A 20119-nucleotide genomic window follows, 5' to 3' on the forward strand; every position below is an offset into this window, starting at 1 on the left:
CATGATGGAGTATTCTGCTCCGTTGCCAGCAGTTCCGCGCCCAGTATCATCTCAGCAGCGTTATCTGTGGTCTCGATATGTGACGGCGAATTGCACAGGGAGTCATGTCACCCGCAGCATTCGTTGCCGGGATGTCAGGAGAATGCCATTCTTGCTGTCAGAGCAATGCAAGAAAGCCACGCGCAGAGGGACTGCGATCCCGTCACCGTCTCCTGACGACAGGGAGCGCAGAGAATGCACAGATGCTAATGATTCTGCCCGCAGCAGCGCAGTGATTAATCAGACACCCTACCCAAGGAAGCGCAGGCAATGACTACCCCGATCACTTTCCTTTTCAACGATGACGCCACACTTGGCATCGACTGGCCAAGCCTGCTGACCGTCTATCCCGCGCTGCAGCAGAAGCGGCTGAGCTGGCGTGAGTCGGACCCGCGTTTTGCTTCCTTCCTCAGCTTTCTCGAAACTGACGGCATACAAAGCGAGCTCACCGAGACGACGTGGCGGGACGCTCTCGCCGAGCATCTCGCTTACCCGTCGAACCAACACTTCCTGTTCATGCTTTGGCAGAGTTTTCTCAAGCGCACGGAAGAAAATTCGGGAGCAATCGAGCTCGCTTGGCTGCCGGACACCTTAGCCGCCCGGTTTGCGCACTGGCACAAGCAACTGCAACTTGACCGATCGCTGCTCAGTGCGCTGGACAACACCTGCCAGTCTGGAGACAGCAGCATTTTTCCGGCATTTCGCGGCACGCCATTGAGCAGTGCTTTCATGTACCAGACCTTGCAGGCAATGGTGGCGGGTCAGGCACACCAATCCAACGCACAGGAATCGCAATGAACAAAACGCCCGCGCTCATCTCGTTCTTGTGGCCCAAGAACCTCGGCGTCCTGCTTCGCTACCTGGAAGTGAGCGGGCCACGAACAATCATCACCACGCGCAGCTTTTTCGGCGCCGAGCACCTGTCCAAATTGCGTTCAGCCAATGCCAGCCCCCTCGTACTCGATGACGTTCTTTCAAAGACGCGGCGCGATGCCCTGAAACGGCATGAAGCGCGCCTGATCGAGCAACTGGATGACTGGGCGAAACCTCTGCTGTCCGCGACACAGACCGAAAACGACGCGCGACAGCTGACACTCGGCAACGCCCGTGCCAATCTGGGATCTGCCATCGAACTGATCGCCGCACTCGACGAAGTCGCCTCGGAACACGCGATCGAACTGGTAGTGCTCAACGAAGAATGGATGCTGCACTCCAATGTGTTGTGCATGTGGGCCCGCCACAAAGGCATCCCGACGCTGCACCTCGAACACAATCCGTTCCTCGGCTTGCCTTACTCGATTCACCAGCATCAGCAGGCCGATCACATGGCCGTATTCGGGGAGGGCAGTCAGGCATCTTTCTCTGACGTGGGCTACGATATCTCCCGACTGCATGCGACCGGCCTGCCGCAATTCGATGCGCTGATGGCGGAACGCGAACGACGCGCTTACTGGCGCGACTTCATCTGTTCCCGACACGGTCTGGATCCGTCCCGACCGATCATCGTCTATGGCACCACGTGGTTTGCCGGCCTCTCTCTGCTTGAAGATGCCGACAACCCGACACGCGTCACCGAAGCATTCTTTGGCGCCATCAAGTCTCTTGGCAAACAAGCGCAACACATCATCAAGGACCGCCCGGGCGCCGGGACGCACGCGGAGAAACTGGTTCGCGGCATTGCTCATCGCCTCGGCATTCGTGACCGGGACTACGTTTACGTCCAGGATGCCATCGACGGGCAGGGAATCCCGATGGAGAAACCGCTGCCCTATCTGCTCGGTGCCGACCTGATCGTTGCCAACGATTCGGGCTTGTTGATCGAGGCGCTTTGTGTGCAGACGCGCGGCGTCAATCTGCTGACCGACAGCACCTTTGTTTTCGGCCCGTATCTTGCCGGTGACTGCGGGCTGCGCCAGGCAACGGCAGACAAGCTTGCCGACACGATTCTGAAAACGCTCGACGATCCGGAGATCCCTGCACAGATGGCCGCAGCGGCGCCACGATTCAATGCCGCCATGGACGGCTGCGCCACCGAGCGCGTTGCCACGCTGATGCGCCAGCTTGCCCTGCCCACACCCTGCCTGATCCCCTTCGAGCCCGATCCGTCACTGCGCCGCAAGGCGCCACCGCCTGCCTGGAAGACTCTGCTGCAGGTGGAAGATACCGCAGCCACCGGCTATCACGGTGGCGTCCGGCGCGAACTCGTCGACCTGTCGCCGCGACCGATCCGGCTGGCGCTCGACATCGGCTGCGCCGCTGGCGGCACCGGTGCCTACATCAAGTCGAAGCACCCGCGCGCGCGCGTCATCGGCATCGAGGTCAACCGCTCGGCGGCGGAACTGGCGAAGAAGCAGCTCGACCAGGTGCTGGTCGGCCGCTTCGAGGAAATCGACTTCGCCGCCGCCGGCGTCAAACCCGGCAGCATCGATACGGTGATCGTCGCCGACGTGCTCGAGCACATGTACGACCCGTGGTCGGTGCTCACCGCGCTGCGCCCCTGGCTGTCAATGGACGCGCAGGTGATCGCCAGCATCCCCAACGTGCGCAACCTCAAGCTGATGGAGGACATGGCTGCCGGCTACTGGCGCTACGAGGATTCCGGCCTGCTCGACATCACCCACATCCGTTTCTTCACGCTGCGCGAAGTACGCCGCTTCTTCCACGAAACCGGTTACCACGTGCGCACGCTGCAGTACGCGATCGACCCGCGACTGATGGCCTTCTATGAAGAAAACAAGCCGCGCCCCGGTCCGATCGACATCAACATGGGCAAGATGTCGCTGCACGCCATCGAAGGCGCCGAACTCGACGAACTGTGCAGCCTGCAGTTCTATGTCGTCGCCGGTAACAATGCGCGCACCGACGATATCGAAAACTACCGCGAAACGCCGCCGGACCTGCTGCTGCTCGAACGTCTGGCGCCGACGCCGCAGGACGGACGCCTGTGGGAAGAACATCTTGCCCACTGGCCGAAGCTGCCGGAAGTGCATCTCTTCCTCATCGACACCGTCGGCGACGAGACGCGGATCGCCGCCACCATCGGCAATCTCGCACGCCAGCTCTATAGCAGCGCACGCATCACTGTCGTCTCGCCGAAGACTGCGCCCGACGGAGTGGCCGTGCCGGGCGGACGCATCGGCTGGCGTGAGTTGCCGGCCGGCCAGTCGCCGTTCGTGCTGATCAACGAGGAAATCGTGCGCAGCGGCAGCGACTGGGTGGCGCCGCTCTACGCCGGTGATGTCGTCGAACCGGCCGCATTGCTGCGTCTGATCGAACTCGCCCGGCGTACGCCCGACGCGCGCTGCCTCTATGGCGACGACAGCGTACTGATCAACAACATCCCCTCGCAGCTCAAGCTCAAACCCGATTTCGACGCGGAGCTGCTGCTCGGCTGGGACTATCTGAGCAGCGGCCTGACGCTGTTCGAACGGGCGACGCTGCTCAGCGGCGGCGGCTTCGCCGCCGATCTGCGCGGCGCCGAGGTCTACGACGCGGCGCTGCGCCTGCTTGCGCGACACGGCAGCGAGTCTTTCGCCCACCTTGCCGAGCCACTGCTGCACCGCCCGCCCGGCGGCAACGACGGCGACCTGCCCTTCTCGCAGGTGCACGGATCACGCCGCGCAGCGCTGGGCCGCCATTTTGTCGCCACGGCGATCCCGGCACAGATCGACGATGGCTGGACGCCCGGAACCTTCCGCATCCGGCGCCAGCCTGCCGCCGATACCTCGGTATCGCTGTTGCTCGTCCTCGACGCGACGACGCCGCCTTTCCAGCAGAATCTCGAACGCACGCTCGAGTGCACGACAACGCTTGGCTGGGAAGTGTTGATCCTCGACAACGGCGTGAGCGACCCGGTGATCCGCGAATACGTAGACGGACTCGACGCGCTGCAGTCGGCACAACTGCGCATCTTCCGCCTCGACACGCCGGCAGGCAGCGTGCAGGCGAGCAACCTGCTCGCCGAACAGGCACGCGGCGAGTTGCTGGTCTTCCTTGATCCGCGTCTGCACCCGGCCACCAATGGCTGGCTCGAAGAACTGGGCGGACTGACCATGGACGCGGGTGTTGCTGCCGTCGCCCCGCGCATTCTGGGTGCTGACGGCAAGGTATTCGCCAGCGGCCTGTTCGTCGGCATTGAGGACGGCGCCGCCGACGCCTTCGCCGGCGCATTGCACCAGCAGGCGGGAATCCTCGGACGCGCGCACCTCGTACAACGCTTTGCCGCCTTGCCCGACGGTTGCCTGCTGACCAAGAAGGTGGTCTTCGAGGCTGCTGGCGGCTTTGACGTCGCCGCCGCGGACACACCGGCGCTGGCCGTTGCCGACTACACGCTGCGCGTCACCGCGGCCGGACTGCGCTGCCTGTGGACCCCCTTTGTCAGCCTGCTGCGCACTGCCACAAGCGAAGCGGCGCCGCGCGAGCCGGTACTCGCCTTCAGCGACGAACTGCTGCTCCGGCACCTGCCGCTGCTGCGACACGACCCTGCCTACCATCCGGCACTGGCGAGCAAGACGCCGGTGTTTTCCTACGAGAAACGGCGCGAACTGATCGGCGAGCGCTTTCCATGGCGGCCGCTACCGCGCATCCTCGCCTTCCACGCCGACCTGGGCGGCTGCGGCTACTACCGCATCATCGAACCGGCGAAGGCCCTCACGGAAGCGCATCGTGCGGAAGCGAACGCCACCTGTTACACCTTCGACAGCGTGGACATCGCGCGCGCTGACCCCGACATCGTCGTGCTGCAGCGGCAAATCATGGACGAGCAGATCGCTCGCGTCGAACGCTACCGGCGAGTGAACGGCAAGCCGCTGGTCTTTGAACTTGACGACCTGATGTTCGAACTGCCCAAGCACAACCCGCACAACCAGGAAACGCCAAAAGACATCAAGGAGCGGCTGCGCCGCAGCATCGGCGTGTGCGACCGGCTGATCGTGTCGACCGCGCCACTGGCAGAAGCGCTGCGCGAGATGAATGGCGACATCCGCGTCGTCGCCAATCGTCTGCCAAAATCACGCTGGGAAGGGCTGGCGCCGGCCAGGCAGCAACGGAAAAAGCCGCGCGTCGGCTGGAGCGGCTCGATCAGTCACGTCGGTGACCTCTTGATCATCGAGGACATCGTGCGCGAACTGGCGGACGAGGTCGACTGGGTGTTCATGGGCCTCGCCCCCGATGCGCTGCGTCCCTTCATCGCCGACTTCCGCCCCGGAGTGCCTTTCGCGGAATATCCCGACGCACTCGCCGACATGCAGCTTGATCTCGCGCTGGCGCCACTCGAGCTCTGCCACTTCAACGAGTGCAAGTCGAACCTCAAACTGCTCGAATACGGCATCCTCGGCTATCCGGTGATCGCCACCGACATCGTCCCCTACCAGGGCGACCTGCCGATCACACGCGTCAAGAACAAACGCACGCACTGGTTACGCGCCATCCGCGAACACCTGTCCGACCGTGATGAACTGGCGCGTCGTGGCGATGCAATGAAGGCTGCAGTCACCCGCGACTGGATGCTCGAGGAGCATCTCGACGAGTGGCTGGACGCCTGGACGATGCGTTAGATCGCTGCTATCGGCGCAATGAAAAGGGCGGCAAGTTTTGCCGCCCTTTTCATTGCCGACGTGCCAGCGGCCTTTCCGGGCGGCCGATTCTCGCAAAATACGCTCCGGAAAGGCGGATTACGCCAAGCTAACGGCAGAATTGCAGCAGACTTGAGCACTTTTTTCAGCTGGCACACTCCTCGCTTCGAGGAAGGCACACCGGAAGATTCGGCTCGCGGCCGATCGTTGCGGCCACCTATCCAGTTTTGCGGAGACTGCCATGCCCCAAGTCATACAAACCAACGTTGCCTCACTCAACGCGCAACGCAACCTGAACAAGTCGGGCAGCGCACTTTCGACGGCACTGCAGCGATTGTCTTCGGGCCAGAGAATCAACAGCGCCAAGGATGATGCGGCCGGGCTGGCCATTTCCGAACGCATGACCGGACAGATCCGCGGCATGAATCAGGCGCGGCGCAACGCCAACGACGGCGTTTCGCTGGCGCAAACGGCAGAAGGGGCGCTGTCGCAGATGGGCGACATCCTGCAACGCATCCGCGAACTGTCCGTGCAGTCGGCAAACGCCACCAACTCGGCGTCGGACCGTCAGGCAATCAACCAGGAAGTGACGCAACTGGTCGCCGAACTCGACCGCTTCGCCACGCAAACCGAGTTCAACGGCATGCGCCTGCTCGATGGCTCGTTCGCCTCGGCCACCTTCCAGGTCGGTGCCAACGCCATGCAGAACATTACCGCGACGACCGCGAACTTCCGCACGACGAGTTATGGCACCAACCAGATCGGCAACGCTACCGGCGCCACTGCCACGGGTATCACCAGCACCACCGCCGGACCCAATTCGGGCGTGGCGGTTAGCGCCTCAGGCGTGCTCACGCTGCGCGGCGCCGCCGGCAGCGGCCAGGTCGACCTGGTGACCACCGACTCGGCCAAGAGCATCGCCGAGAAGATCAATTCGCAGTCGCAGACTGGCATCAAGGCCTCGGCCTACACCGAGACGACGCTGAGTTTCAGCGCTTCCGGCTCGTACTCGCTCGACGTCAGCGCCACCGGCGCCTCGGTCCCGGTCACCTTCAGCCTGACAGCAACCAATACGGCGCAGGGCCTGGCAGATGCCGTCACGGCCTTCAACGCCCAATCGTCGAAAACGGGGATCACCGCAAAACTGAACGACACCAACACCGGCGTCGTCATCACTGCGGCCGACGGCAGCAACATCAACCTCGGCGCCAACAGCGTCACAGCAACGGCCGGGACGATCACGGCGGGCGGCAGCACGCTTGCCGCGCTGGCGTCGGGCAGCCTCACGATTGGCGGCCAGCTGATTCTCGACTCCGACAAGTCCTTCGCCATCGGCTCGTCGTCGACACTGACGACGACGGCCAACACCTTCGGCACGGCACTCACCGCAGGCGCACTGCAATCGTCGGCCCTGCAGTCGGTACAGACGCTCGATGTCACCAACGTGACAAATGCCACGCAGGCAATCCGCATCGTCGATCAGGCGCTGAATGCCCTTAATGGACAACGCGCCACCTTCGGCGCGCTGCAGAGTCGCTTTGAAGCCTCGATCTCGCAGCTGGAAACCTCGGCCGAGAACCTCTCGGCGGCACGCAGCCGCATCCGCGATACCGATTTTGCCGCCGAGACGGCTGAACTGTCGCGTGCCCAAATCCTGCAACAGGCGGGCACGGCGATGCTCGCGCAAGCCAACGCACTGCCGCAGAACGTGCTCAGTCTGCTCAAGTAAGCCGCCCGCCCGAGCGCGCCAAGGCGACGCCTGCACACCGCCGAACCCGCTCGTCGAGCGGGTTCGGCTTTTCGGGAGACAGCGAAAGAAATCGCTAAAGTTCCTCTCCGACGATCCGTTAGATGCTCCAAGCGCCACATGAACCACAAGGTAAATGTGAGCTTGTGACCAACCGATCCGAAGGAGAAGATCATGCAAGTTATTCAAACCAACGTTGCCTCGCTGAACGCGCAACGCAACCTGAACCAGTCAGGTAACACGCTCAACACCTCGCTTCAACGCCTGTCTTCCGGCCTGCGGATCAACAGCGCCAAGGATGATGCTGCCGGCCTGGCCATCTCCCAGCGCATGACCGCGCAGATCCGCGGCATGGACCAGGCACAGCGCAACGCCAACGACGGCGTCTCGCTGGCGCAAACGGCTGAAGGCGCGCTGACGCAGATGGGCGACATCCTGCAACGCGTCCGCGAACTTGCGGTGCAGTCGGCCAATGCCACCAATACCGCGTCCGACCGTCAGACGATCAACCAGGAAGTGACGCAACTCGTCGCCGAACTCGACCGTTTCTCGACGCAAACCGAGTTCAACGGCAAGACGCTGCTCGACGGCTCCTTCGCTTCGGCCACCTTCCAGGTCGGCGCCAACGCCCTGCAGACGGTCACCGCGACGACGACCAACTTCCGTACCACGAACTACGGCACCAACCAGATCGGCAACGCCACCGGCGCCACCTCCACCGGCGCAACCGGTGCTGCCGTCACCGCCAACTCGGGCACCGTGGTCAGCGCATCAGGCGTCCTCACGCTGCGCGGCGCCGCCGGTAGTGGCCAGGTCAACCTGGTGACCACCGACTCGGCCAAGAGCATCTCCGACAAGATCAACGCCCAGTCGCAAACCGGCATCAAGGCCTCGGCCTATACGCAGACGACGGTGACCTTCGGTGCGTCCGGCTCCTACTCGGTCGACGTCATGGGCACTAACACCACCGCCCAAGCCGTCACCTTCAACCTGACCGCAACGGGTACCGCCGCCGGTCTGGCTGACGCCGTCACCCAGTTCAACGCACAGTCGTCGAAGACCGGCATCACCGCCAAGCTGACCGACGACAACACGGGCGTCGTACTCACCGCCTCCGACGGCAGCAACATCAACATCGCTGCTGCTACCGGCACCTCTGCGGCTGGCTCGATCACCGCCGGCGGCACCAACCTGGCGGCATCGACCTCCGGTAGCATCACCATCGGCGGCCAGGTGATTCTCGATTCCGACAAGTCCTTCGCCATTGCCTCGTCCTCGACGGCGACAACCACGGGGAACACCTTCGGTGTAGCAATCGCGGCAGCTGCGGTCACCGCGTCTTCGCTGAAGACCGTGCAATCGCTCGACGTGACCACTGTCGATAACTCGACGCAAGCGATCCGCATCGTCGATCAGGCATTGAACGCGGTGAATGGTCAACGTGCTTCCTTCGGTGCGCTGCAAAGCCGCTTCGAATCGACGGTGTCGCAGCTGGCCACCACCTCGGAGAACCTGTCCTCGGCACGCAGCCGCATCCGCGACGCCGACTTCGCCGCGGAAACCGCCAGCCTGACCCGTGCGCAGATCCTGCAGCAAGCCGGTACCGCGATGCTGGCGCAAGCCAACTCGCTGCCGCAAAACGTGCTGAGCCTGTTGAAGTAAGCAGTAGTCTTATAGGCTAGGGGGCTACCCCCGCTGAAGAGCCTGACGAACGGCGCGGTAGCTAGAAAAGGCTATCGCGCCGTTCGCCCTCGAAGCCAAGGAGAAGGAAAATGAATATCCAACCCACCGGCGCCATCCCGACCGGCCAGGTTTCACCGCCAACGGCGAGCTCCGGTACGCGCAGCACGGTTGTCGCTTCGGCCACCGAGACCAGCAGCACGAGCAGCACTGCAGCGCAGGCACGGGCTACTGAACAGATCACTCCCGAGCAACTGCAGGAAGCCACCGAAAGCATCAAGGCTTTTGTGCAACCGATCAACAGCGGACTCGAGTTCGCCATCGACAAGGACTCAGGACGGACGCTGGTCAAGGTTATCGACCAGCAGACTCGCGAAGTCGTCCGGCAGATCCCCTCGGAAGAGGTGCTGACCATTGCCAAGGCACTCGACAAGTTGCAGGGTCTATTCATTCAGAACAAGGCCTGAAGCTTGCTTTGAATGGCCAATGCGGCAGATCTTGCCGGTAGACACTGAACTGGAGAATTATCATGGCGAGCGTTTCTTCCTTAGGCTCAGGATCCGGGCTCGACCTGTCCGGCCTCCTCACCAAGCTGATGACCGCCGAGCAGCAACCGCTGATCGCACTGCAAACCAAGGAAGCTTCCTATCAGGCCCGTATTTCCGGCCTGGGCTCGCTGAAAAGCGCGCTGTCCTCGCTGCAGAGCGCCGCCTCCAGCCTGAAACCGTCGTCCACGCAGACCGCTGCCGAAAAGTACTCGACACTCTCGGCAAAGATCGCCGACAGCTCGATCGCCACCGTGACCGCCAGCAAGGGCGCGGTCGCCGGCGCCTACACACTGGAAGTCAGCAGTCTGGCGAAGAATCAGCGCCTTGCCTCGCAGGCATCGACAGGCTCGCCCAGCCCCTACACAAGCGCCAGTTCGGCCATTGCCACCGGCACGCTGAGCATCGAACTCGGCAGCCTCAGTGGCAGCACCTTCGTCGGCGATGGCGCACGCAAGTACGAAATCACGATTGATAGCAGCAATGCGACGCTCGGCGGACTGCGCGACGCGATCAATTCGGCAAAGGCCGGCGTTTCCGCAACCATCGTGACCGGCTCTGCCGGAGCTCAACTCATCCTCACCAGCGACGACACGGGCACCAGCAACGTGATGAAGCTGTCAGGGCTGAGCGGCTTCGACTATGACCCGGCAGCTGCCAGCGGCAGCATGACGCAAGACATCACCCAGGGCGGCCAGGCGGCTACCAATGCCGCATTCACCCTGAACGGCATCGCCGCAAGCAGCACCAGCAATCTCGTCAACAACGTTCTCGACGGCGTTTCGATCGCCCTGATCAAAACGACCACGGCAGGTAGCCCGACCACGATCACGGTCAGCAAAGATACTAAAACCTCGCTGACGTCGGCGATCAACGCGTTCGTCAAGGGCTTCAACGAAGCTGCTTCGACCATTTCCACGCTTGGTGCCTACGATGCGGAAACGGATAAGGCCGGCATCCTGCAGGGACAAGCGATTCTCCGCACGTCGCAGACACAGCTGCGCAATCTGGTCTTCGGCACGACGGCGGGCGGCAGTGGCGCCTACCAGAAGCTGAACAACATCGGCGTTACCTTCGACAAGACCGGCCAGCTCACCGTCGATAGCACCAAGCTGAGCAAGGCACTCGAAGCCGATTTCGACGGCGTCGCCACGCTTGTCGAAAAAATCGGCACCGCGTTCGACACGGCGATGGATAAAATGGTCGGCACCTCGGGCTCGATCACTTCCGCGACCAAGGGCGTGAACGATATGATCAAGCGGCTGGATACGCAGCAAACCCAGCTCAGCAATCGTCTGACGCAGATCGAAGCCCGTTACCGCGCGCAATTCACTGCGCTTGACACGCTCGTCGCCAGCATGCAGCAGACGAGTTCCTATCTCACGACGCAACTGGCCAGTCTGCCCGGTGCAGCATCGAGTAAATGACGCATGTTTCCTTTTGTTGGCAAGCCGATCAACGCCTATGAACAGGTCAGCATTGGCACCTCGGTCAACGAGGCCGATCCGCATCAACTGATCCTGATGCTGTTCGAAGGCGCGTCGGCGGCGCTGAAAACGGCGCGCTTCGCGATGCAGGAAGGCAATATCCCGCTGAAGGGGAGTTCGATCTCGAAAGCGATCGATATCATTGCCAACGGCCTCGGCGCCAGCCTCGATGAAAACAAGGGCGGCGATCTGGCGCTCCAGCTGGGCGCCCTCTATGAATACATGGTGTCACGACTGCTCTGGGCCAACCTGAAAAACGATCTCGGCGTACTCAAGGAAGTCGAGACTCTGCTGGGCGAGATTCACGAAGCGTGGCGACAGATCGATCCCGCACAGATCCAGCAACCTCCTGAGAGCTGAGCAAGGCTGAACATGGCAGACCCCTACCAACACCTACTCGCGACCATGCAACGGTTGCGCGAGCTTGCGGACGACAGCGACTGGGACGCGGCTGCCGCGCTGGCGGGGACAATCGATCTTGCCGCGCTGCCGCCGGCACAGCCTGCCGACCGCGCCGTACTTGAACAGACGCTCGCGCTCATCCCGGATATTGACGAAAAAGCCAGCTGGCTGAAAAACGATATTGGCCGTCTGCTGAAAGGCTTTTCCGGTCAGCAGCAACAACGATAGTCTGAAAACGCGATGATCCCGGCCGATATCGGCGGTCGCACGCAGCTCCTGACCGACCCGGCGCTCAAGCCGGTCACGCCGGCGACGCCCTCGCAGGAAATCTCCGACAGGCTGTCCGGCCTGACATCAGGGCAGCGAGTCACGGCGCAGATCCAGGCACTTCTCCCCAACGGCACCTACCGCGCCATCGTCGCCCAGCGCGATGTCACGCTTGCCCTGCCCTTTGCCGCCAAGAGCGGCGACATGCTTGAACTCGAAGTTGTCGAAAACAACGGCAAGATGGCGCTGGCCGTCGTCTCACGTCAAGGCAGTGCGGCAACGGATGCGACTGGCAAAGAGGCGGTAGCAACCACCCTTAGTCGCACCGGCCAGTTGATCGCTGATTTGTTCAGCGGCCCCCAGAGCAGCCGCGGCGGAAGCGCCGCCTTGCCGCTCAACGGTGGACAGCCGCTGAGCAACACGCCACCGGCGAGTGCTGCCGAACTGCTGCCGCAACTCAAGCAGGCGATCAGCCAAAGCGGCATGTTTTACGAGTCGCATCAGCGAGGCTGGGTTGAAGGCCGCGTCGACAAGGAACAGTTGCTGCTCGAGCCGCAGGGTCGCCTGTCACCAGCAACACGCGAAGTGGCCGGCAGCACGCTTACCCCTGCCAACGCCGGCAACGGAAGCAACCTCAGCGGCGCACGCGAAGCCCTCTTGAGCAGCGCCACGGCCAACAATACCGCTGCTCCCGCCGCGAGCAATCCGCCGGCAACGCAGGTCGCTCCGGAAACCGTGCAGATCGTCCGCCAGCAACTCGATTCGCTGGCCACGCAACAATTCAACTGGCAGGGGCAGATCTGGCCCGGCCAGCAGATGAACTGGCAGATCGCCGAAGAGCCGCGACGCGATGATTCGCCGGATCAGCAAGGTGGCGGTATCGACGACGAAGCCCCCGAATGGCGCACGCAGATGCGCCTGACCCTGCCCCGCCTCGGCGAGATCGACGCACGCATCGGCCTGCGCGGCAACGGCATCCGTCTCGATATCGCGGCGGGGGACGCCGAGACGCAGGCGACGCTGCGGGCTGCGGTCGCAGAACTGCAACAGCAGCTCAACAGTGCCGGACTTTCTTTAACCGCTTTCGGCGTCGGCGATAGCAAGCCCGATGCAGCCGAGGTAAGGACCGATGCCGGGCAAGGCACCTGACGCAGTAAAAAGCGCCGTCGCCCTCGCCTATCGTGAGACCGACGCCGCTCCGCGCGTCGTCGCCAAGGGGCGTGGCCTCGTCGCCGAGGAGATCATCGCGCGCGCCCGCGCGCACGGTGTTTATGTGCACGAATCCCCCGAACTCGTTTCGCTGCTGGTCCAGGTCGATCTTGACGAGCGCATTCCGGCACAACTCTATGTCGCCGTCGCCGAACTGCTCGCCTGGCTCTACCGCCTCGAAAATGGCGGAACAGACATGCCACCGCCGCCCGGAATTCCCTCAATTCCCATGGCTTGAGAAATTCGGCACACAGGCGCGGAAACGCGCGTTTCCCGACACGACAATTTCCTTTAAACTTCGCCGCTCGCAGTCGACATCAGGATTCCGAAAATGGCAGAGACCGACGTTCCGCAACCACCGGAACTACCTGCCCCCCCCTTCGAGCTGGAACAAGAAGAAGACTACAGTCGCTTCCTGTTGCACTCGCGCACCGAAATTCTCTTTGCGATCCGTACGCTGATCCAGAAGGCGGCGATGACCACCGTCTATTTCGATCAAGGCCAGTCGTTTCTGCTGACCACGCCGCTCGCCATCACCCCGGACAGCACCGGGATTCTTTTCGATGTCGGCAGTGACGAAGCGATGAACCGGCGGGCGCTTGCCGCGAACAAGCTGATCTTCACCACTTCGATCGACCGGGTAAAAATCCAGTTCAAGCTGAACAAGCTTGGTGCCGACCAGTTCGAGGGGCGTCCTGCCTTCCGTGGCGGCTTGCCGGAATCGCTGCTGCGCCTGCAGCGGCGCGAGTATTTCCGCTTGTCGACGCCGCTTGCGACGCCGGTCAAATGCGTGATTCCGATGCGCCGCGCCGACGGCACGGCGATGAGTTGTGACTCGGCGTTGATCGACATCAGTGGTGGAGGTGTCGGTCTGATGGTTCCCCTGGCGCAAAAAGACCTCTTCCCCGGCGGGATTGTTTTCTCCGAGTGCCGCATCACCCTGCCCAACGAAGGTGTTTTCGCTGCAACGCTCGGCGTACGCAACGCCTTTGAGGTGACGACGCGGACAGGCGCGCGCTATTTGCGCATCGGCTGCGAATTCATCGATCTGCCAGGCAGCCGTCTGACCATGGTGCAGCGTTACATCACACGCGTCGAACGTGAACGCAAGGCTCGCTTGAGTGGCCTGGAGTAGAAGCGGGAATCGACCCTTGCCCACGACCACGGAGCGGCGGCGGTGCGCTTGAAACGCAGACCCTCACCACTGCCCGCCAAAAGCAAACGGCGCCATCGGCGCCGTTTGCTTTTGTCTTGAACGAAAGCTCAAACCTGCATGTTCATGACATCCTGATAAGCGGTCACCAGCTTGTTGCGCACCTGGATCATTTCCTGAAACGAGATGTTGGCCTTCTGCAAGGCGATCATCACATCCTGAATATTGCCGTCGCTGTCGCCGGCGGCAAAACTTGCCGCCATGCCTTCGGCCTTCTGCTGCGTCTGATTGACTTGGGCAATCGAGTTCTGCAACACCTGCGCGAAATCCACACCGCCATTACTGGTCGGCGATGCGTCGGCGGGACGACCGGCCGCCTGCGCAGCGGCGCCGCGCATCACGCTCAACATCTGATCGATACCCTTGCTGTCCATACGCTTCTCCAAACGCTTGTTGCCCGACACCATGCAACAAGCGCGCCAGCGCTACTCGTTGAACAGGCCCGCTTCCCGATACTGTTTGAGTTTGTGGCGCAAAGTGCGTTCCGACATACCCAAGCGTTCGCCAGCCAGTTTACGCGAACCACCGACGGACGCCAGCGTTTCGAGAATATGCAAGCGTTCAAGATCACGCATGTTATCGGTTTTCGTCGCCGCCAGCTCCGGTGCCGGCACCGAAACAGCCGTAACTCCAGGCAGCGCCGCACCTGCCGCCAGCACGGGCGCCGCCGCTACGGGGAGCGTAACCGCGGGAATGACTGGAGTTGCCGCGGCAACCGCCTCGGCGCCTGGCAGACTCAAGGCGTCAGCCTCTATGCAGTCGCCCCCACAGAGAATGAGCGCACGCTGCATGACGTTTTCCAGCTCGCGCACGTTTCCTGGCCAGCGCCGCGCGCGCAAGCTCGCCTCCGCCGCGGGGCTCAGATGCAAGCCGGGACGTCCGCCATGTTCGGCAAGGAAACGCCGGGCCAGTGGAACGATATCCTCGGGGCGTTGGCGTAGCGCCGGGATCAGCAGCGGAAAGACGTTGAGACGGTAAAAAAGATCCTCGCGAAAGGCGCCGCGGGCGACCGCTTCGGCTATGTCGCGGTTCGACGTGGCGATGATGCGGATGTCGAGCGGCACCGGCTTCTTGCCGCCGACGCGCTCGACCTCACGTTCCTGCAGCACGCGCAACAGCTTGGCCTGCAGGCCAAGCGGCATTTCGGTCACCTCGTCGAGCAGCAGGGTGCCGTTCTGCGCCTGCTCGAACTTGCCCGCCTGCGCCGTCTGCGCGCCGGTAAATGCGCCCTTTTCATAGCCGAACAGCGTGGCTTCAAGCAGGCTGTCGGGAATCGCCGCGCAATTGATGGCGACAAACGGCCCCTCGCGCCGCGCCGACTGCTGGTGGATGTAGCGGGCAACCACTTCCTTGCCGACGCCGCTCTCGCCGGTGAGCAAGACCGTCGCATCGGTCTGCGCGACACGCGCCGCCAGCGCGAAGAGATTACGGCTGGCCGGATCCTGTGCGACCACGCGCCGGTCGACGATCGCCTCGGGCAGGCGGTAACGCGCGACGTGCTCGAGCAGTGCCTTGGGTTCGAAAGGCTTGAGCAGGAAATCGCAAGCACCGGCGCGCATCGCCTCGACCGCGCGGTCGACATCGGCGAAGGCGGTCATCAGCACCACCGGCAGATGTGGGAAACGGCTGCGCACTTCCTTCAACAGCGTGATGCCATCGACCGGCAACATGCGCACGTCGCTGAGCACCAGCGAGACAGGCTGCGCCTCAAGCACTGCCAGCGCTGCCTCGCCACCATCGGCGGCAATCGTCGCCAGTCCGGCGAGTTCGAGCGTATCGCACACCGCTTCACGCAGGTTGCTGTCGTCCTCGACGACCAGTATCGGCAATCCCTGGCTCATTCTCTTTCCGTTTCCAGACCGGCGGCAACGCCTGCCGGCAAATACATGACGAATTCCGATCCGGCGCCCGGCGCCGAATGCACCTCGATCGTGCCGCCGTGCGCACGCACGACACCGAGGGCAATCGCCAGGCCGAGACCGGTACCCTGCCCGCGCGTCGTGAAGAAGGGTTCGAAGATACGCGCCTGCGCTTCCGGCGCGATTCCCGGCCCGGTATCGCGTACCGCGACGCGCAAACGACCATCGTCGACACTTGCCAGCAAGGCGACCTCGCCGCCACGTTCGCAGGCCTGCAGGGCGTTTTCCAGCAGGTTGAGCAAGGCTCCCGACAATGCCTTGCGTCCGCCCATGATTATAGAGTCGCCGTCATCGACGACGACGGAGAGAACGACGCCTTTTTCTGCACAGAGGGGCTCCAGCGTCTGTGCCGCCTCAGCCAGCCACGGCGCGGCGTCGATCGCCTCACGTCCAATGCTCTCACCGCGCGCGAACAGCAGCACGTCCTGGATGAGCCGCTCGAGCCGCCGCAACTGCACGGTCGCCTTGCCGGCAAAGCGCAGGCGTGCTGCCTCGGCCAGTTCCGGCTGCGCCAGGTTGGCGCTGTAGAGCAGCGCCGTCGCCAGCGGCGTGCGCAACTGATGCGCCAGCGACGCCGCCATTTCGCCCATTGCCGCCAGACGCTGGTTGCGTTCGAGATCGGCCTTCAGGCGATGGGCAACGGTAACATCGTGAATCAGCAGGATTCTCCCGCCCGCAGAATCGAGCGCGCTTTCGGCGATGGCGACGCGACGCGCGTCGACCTGCCACTCTTCAGGGGCTTCCGTCGCCACTAGGCGGGAATGCGCGAGCGCCGACCAGTCGGCACCGGGCAAGGCATCACCGAGCATCGATTGCGCAGCCGGGTTGGCCTCGCTGACGCGGTCACGGCTGTCGAGAACGACGACTCCCGCCGGCAATGCCGCGAGCAACAGCGACAGCCGTTCGGAGAGCGCTTCCTTTTCCTGATATTGCCGCCGCAACTCGCCGTTGGCCGTCGCCAGTTCGGCAGTCAGCGACTCGACGCGCGCCTGCAGTCCGGCATAGGCCTGGGCAAGTTCGAGAGAGACCTGATTGAAGACATCAAAGGCGCGTTGCAACTCCTGCGCCTTGCCGGCAGGAGCTTCGCCGGCAGCGTTTTGCGCCACTTCGCTCATTCGTAGGAGAATCCCGTGTTTTAGCAGCTACAATAGTAGAATAATTCTCAGCGTCTTTCGCTTCCCGATTGATTAATTTCAGAGTTTTCTCACCGACTGACCCATGGCGGCGACCACCGACAGCACTGCCGGCGAAACCCCGACTCCGGGGCAATTAAGCGTCCTGCTCGACCGCCTGCGCGAAGCCCTCGCGCGCCTGTCCAGCACGCAAAAGATCCTGCTCGGCGTCACCCTCGCGGCGATCCTTGCGCTACTGGTCACATCGGCGATCTGGATGCGCCAGCCCGACTACCGCGTGCTGTTCTCGAACATCGGCGAGCGCGACGGCGGCGCGATCATCACGGCGCTTGAACAGCTCAACGTTCCCTACCGTTTCAGCGACAGCGGCACCGCCATCCTCGTGCCCGGCGAAAAAGTGCATGAAGTGCGGCTGCGCCTGGCCACGCAGGGTCTGCCGAAAGGCGGCTCGGTCGGCTTCGAACTGATGGAAAACCAGAAGTTCGGCACCAGCCAGTTCGCCGAACAGGTCAATTTCCAGCGCGCGCTCGAAGGCGAACTGGCGCGCACCATCCAGTCGGTTGCTGCTGTTCAGGCGGCACGCGTGCACCTGGCGATTCCGAAGCCCTCGGTATTCGTGCGCGAAGAGCAGAAGCCTTCCGCGTCGGTGCTGCTCAACCTGTACCCCGGCCGCGCGCTCGAACCGGCACAGATCGCCGGCATCCAGAATCTCGTCGCTGCCAGCGTGCCGCAACTGGCACCGGCCAGCGTCACCCTGCTCGACCAGTCCGGCGCGATGATCTCGCAGCTGAAGAGCAAGCTGCTCGAGGCCGGCCTCGATCCGACGCAGATCAAGTACGTGCAGGAAGTCGAAGCGAGCGTCATCAAGCGCATCGAGGACATCCTGACGCCGATCGTCGGCAAGGACAACGCGCGCGTCCAGGTCGCCGCCGACATCGACTTCTCGCAATCGGAGCAGACCGCCGAAACCAACCGGCCGAACACGACGCCGCCGGACATCACCATCCGCAGCCAGCAAACCAGCGAAACGGCCAGCGTCAATCCGACACCGATGGGCGTACCCGGCGCGCTGACCAACCAGCCCCCCGTGCCGGCGACCGCCCCGCTGACGGCGCCACCGGTTGCCGGTGCCGGCGGCAGCGGCGCTACGACGGCGGTCCCGCCCGGGCAACAGGCGCCGGGACAGATCAACGCCGCCGGCGTCCAGGCGCCGATCTACAACGCGGGTTCGCCGATCTCGACGCGCAAGGATTCGACGATCAACTACGAGGTTGATCGCACCGTACGCCATACCAAGCAGTCGGTCGGCGTCATCAAGCGCCTCTCGGCCGCCGTGGTGATCAACCATCGCAAGGACGTCGGCAAGGACGGCAAGCCGACGACGAAGCCGCTCGGCGATGCCGAGATCAAGCAGATCAACGATCTGGTGCGCGAGGCAATGGGCTACACGCAGGAACGCGGCGATACGCTGTCGGTGGCCAACGCGCCATTCACTTTGGCGGAGAAGGCCGACGAGCTGCCGCTGTGGAAGGATCCGGAAGTTGTTTCGCTGGGCAAGGAGTTGCTGTTCTGGGCCGCCATCGCCGCCATCATTGCCTACCTGCTGCTCGGTGTCGTTCGCCCGCTGGTGAAGACGATGTTCCCGCCGCCGGAACCGGAAACGGTCAACATCGACGGCATCGACATCATTGCCGGCGAAGACGGGGAAATCGAGCTCAGTGCCGCCGAGCAACTGCAGAAGAAGATCGACGAGGCACGCGAACTGGCCAGGCAGGACCCGAAGGTCGTCGCCAACATCATCAAGGACTGGATAGGCGCCAATGGCAGCTGACGACGGAGTCGAAAAAAGCGCGATCCTGCTCATCGCGCTGGGCGAAGACAACGCCGCCGAGGTGCTCAAGCATCTCGGCCCGCGCGAGGTGCAACGCCTCGGCCATGCCATGGCGGCACTGAAGTCGGTGCCGCGCGCGCGCGTCGAGGAAGTGCTGGAAGAATTCCATCGCGTGGCTGCCGAGTCGGCCGCGGTGCATGTCGATACCGATGCCTACATCCGCTCGATACTGACCAAGGCGCTCGGCGACGACAAGGCATCGAACCTGATTTCGCGCATCCTGCAGGGTGGCGACACCAACGGTATCGAAGGCCTGAAATGGATGGACGCACCGACCGTTGCCGATCTGATCCGCAACGAACACCCGCAGATCATCGCCACCATCCTCGTCCATCTGGAACGCGACCACGCCAGCGAGATTCTCAATCTGTTCACCGAGCGCCTGCGCAACGACACCATCCTGCGTATCGCCACGCTCGAGGGCGTACAGCCGGAAGCACTGAAGGAGCTGAACGAGGTCATGCTGCGTCTGCTCTCCGGCTCGGCCAGCGTCAAGAAAGCGGCGATGGGCGGCGTGCGCACCGTTGCCGAAATCCTCAACTTCATGGGCACGGCCAACGAAACGACGGTGGTCGACGCGGTCCGCGAATACGACCCCGACCTCGCGCAGAAGATCATCGACGAGATGTTCGTCTTCGAGAACCTGCTCGACATCGATGACCGCGGCATCCAGTTGCTGCTGCGCGAAATCCAGTCCGATTCGCTGATCTTGGCGATGAAGGGCGCGTCGGAAGAACTGCGCGAGAAAATCTTCAAGAACATGTCGCAACGCGCCGCCGAAATGCTGCGCGAAGACCTCGAAGCACGCGGCCCGGTTCGCCTGTCCGAAGTCGAAGCCGAGCAGAAGGAAATTCTCAAGATCGTTCGTCGCCTCGCCGACGAGGGCCAGATCGTGATCGGCGGCAAGGGCGGCGAGGAAATGGTCTGAGGCGGCGATGAGCGGCTTCATTCCGCGGGAAAAACTGACCGCCTACCAGCGCTGGGAAGTCGCTGCCTTCGACGAGGCCGAGCGCG

The 20119-nt window shown here is 63.0% G+C and carries 16 protein-coding genes; 13 read left to right on the plus strand and 3 right to left on the minus strand.

The features are described from left to right. The first annotated feature begins 309 nt into the window (after positions 1–309). The 11 genes from GGD90_RS05100 to GGD90_RS05150 all read left to right on the plus strand — a co-directional run bounded on the left by GGD90_RS05100 (position 310) and on the right by GGD90_RS05150 (position 14084). On the plus strand, positions 310–837 hold the full coding sequence (locus tag GGD90_RS05100; RefSeq protein WP_153115187.1) for a hypothetical protein: 528 nt from the start codon (positions 310–312) through the stop codon (positions 835–837). Continuing rightward, positions 834–5594 carry a methyltransferase gene (locus tag GGD90_RS05105; RefSeq protein WP_153115188.1) on the plus strand — a complete coding sequence of 1587 codons (4761 nt, stop codon included), beginning with the start codon at positions 834–836 and terminating at the stop codon, positions 5592–5594. Before GGD90_RS05100 ends, GGD90_RS05105 begins: the two co-directional genes overlap by 4 nt. 259 nt (positions 5595–5853) lie before the next feature. After that, the gene (locus tag GGD90_RS05110) at positions 5854–7341 is read left to right on the plus strand and encodes a flagellin N-terminal helical domain-containing protein (RefSeq protein ID WP_153115189.1); all 1488 of its coding nucleotides are present in this window, start codon (positions 5854–5856) and stop codon (positions 7339–7341) included. A gap of 192 nt (positions 7342–7533) precedes the next feature. Continuing rightward, a complete protein-coding gene (locus tag GGD90_RS05115; RefSeq protein WP_153115190.1) occupies positions 7534–9021 on the plus strand; it encodes a flagellin N-terminal helical domain-containing protein in 1488 nt (495 codons plus the stop codon). Positions 9022–9131: 110 nt separating this feature from the next. Beyond that, complete coding sequence (locus tag GGD90_RS05120) at positions 9132–9506, plus strand: flagellar protein FlaG (RefSeq protein WP_153115191.1); 375 nt, start codon at positions 9132–9134, stop codon at positions 9504–9506. Positions 9507–9568: 62 nt separating this feature from the next. Further along, positions 9569–11011: a flagellar filament capping protein FliD gene (gene fliD, locus GGD90_RS05125; protein ID WP_153115192.1), complete on the plus strand. Its 1443-nt coding sequence runs from the start codon at positions 9569–9571 to the stop codon at positions 11009–11011. 3 nt (positions 11012–11014) lie between these two features. Continuing rightward, positions 11015–11431 (plus strand): flagellar export chaperone FliS, encoded by a 417-nt coding sequence (gene fliS, locus GGD90_RS05130; RefSeq protein WP_153115193.1) that lies wholly within the window; start codon positions 11015–11017, stop codon positions 11429–11431. A 12-nt stretch (positions 11432–11443) separates the two neighbouring features. After that, positions 11444–11701: a hypothetical protein gene (locus tag GGD90_RS05135; protein ID WP_153115194.1), complete on the plus strand. Its 258-nt coding sequence runs from the start codon at positions 11444–11446 to the stop codon at positions 11699–11701. Positions 11702–11713: 12 nt separating this feature from the next. After that, on the plus strand, positions 11714–12889 hold the full coding sequence (fliK, locus tag GGD90_RS05140; RefSeq protein ID WP_153115195.1) for a flagellar hook-length control protein FliK: 1176 nt from the start codon (positions 11714–11716) through the stop codon (positions 12887–12889). Then, the gene (locus GGD90_RS05145) at positions 12870–13187 is read left to right on the plus strand and encodes an EscU/YscU/HrcU family type III secretion system export apparatus switch protein (protein WP_153115196.1); all 318 of its coding nucleotides are present in this window, start codon (positions 12870–12872) and stop codon (positions 13185–13187) included. The genes fliK and GGD90_RS05145 overlap by 20 nt, the downstream gene beginning before the upstream one ends. Before the next feature lie 93 nt (positions 13188–13280). Beyond that, complete coding sequence (locus GGD90_RS05150; protein WP_153115197.1) at positions 13281–14084, plus strand: flagellar brake protein; 804 nt, start codon at positions 13281–13283, stop codon at positions 14082–14084. Positions 14085–14212: 128 nt separating this feature from the next. Here GGD90_RS05150 and fliE read toward each other — a convergent pair whose 3' ends face one another. The 3 genes from fliE to GGD90_RS05165 are packed head-to-tail and all read right to left on the minus strand — an operon-like array spanning position 14213 to position 17196. Continuing rightward, positions 14213–14536, minus strand: coding sequence for a flagellar hook-basal body complex protein FliE (gene fliE, locus GGD90_RS05155; protein WP_153115442.1), 324 nt, complete (start codon positions 14534–14536; stop codon positions 14213–14215). A 51-nt stretch (positions 14537–14587) separates the two neighbouring features. Continuing rightward, positions 14588–16003, minus strand: coding sequence for a sigma-54-dependent transcriptional regulator (locus tag GGD90_RS05160; protein ID WP_153115198.1), 1416 nt, complete (start codon positions 16001–16003; stop codon positions 14588–14590). Beyond that, positions 16000–17196 (minus strand): sensor histidine kinase, encoded by a 1197-nt coding sequence (locus GGD90_RS05165; RefSeq protein ID WP_153115199.1) that lies wholly within the window; start codon positions 17194–17196, stop codon positions 16000–16002. Before GGD90_RS05165 ends, GGD90_RS05160 begins: the two co-directional genes overlap by 4 nt. Before the next feature lie 103 nt (positions 17197–17299). Here GGD90_RS05165 and fliF point away from each other — a divergent pair, with 103 nt between their 5' ends. Next, positions 17300–19045 carry a flagellar basal-body MS-ring/collar protein FliF gene (fliF, locus tag GGD90_RS05170; protein WP_153115200.1) on the plus strand — a complete coding sequence of 582 codons (1746 nt, stop codon included), beginning with the start codon at positions 17300–17302 and terminating at the stop codon, positions 19043–19045. After that, positions 19035–20033 carry a flagellar motor switch protein FliG gene (gene fliG / locus GGD90_RS05175; protein ID WP_153115201.1) on the plus strand — a complete coding sequence of 333 codons (999 nt, stop codon included), beginning with the start codon at positions 19035–19037 and terminating at the stop codon, positions 20031–20033. The genes fliF and fliG overlap by 11 nt, the downstream gene beginning before the upstream one ends. Positions 20034–20119: the final 86 nt, after the last annotated feature.

Source organism: Rhodocyclus tenuis (assembly GCF_014197755.1).
Lineage (GTDB): Bacteria > Pseudomonadota > Gammaproteobacteria > Burkholderiales > Rhodocyclaceae > Rhodocyclus > Rhodocyclus tenuis.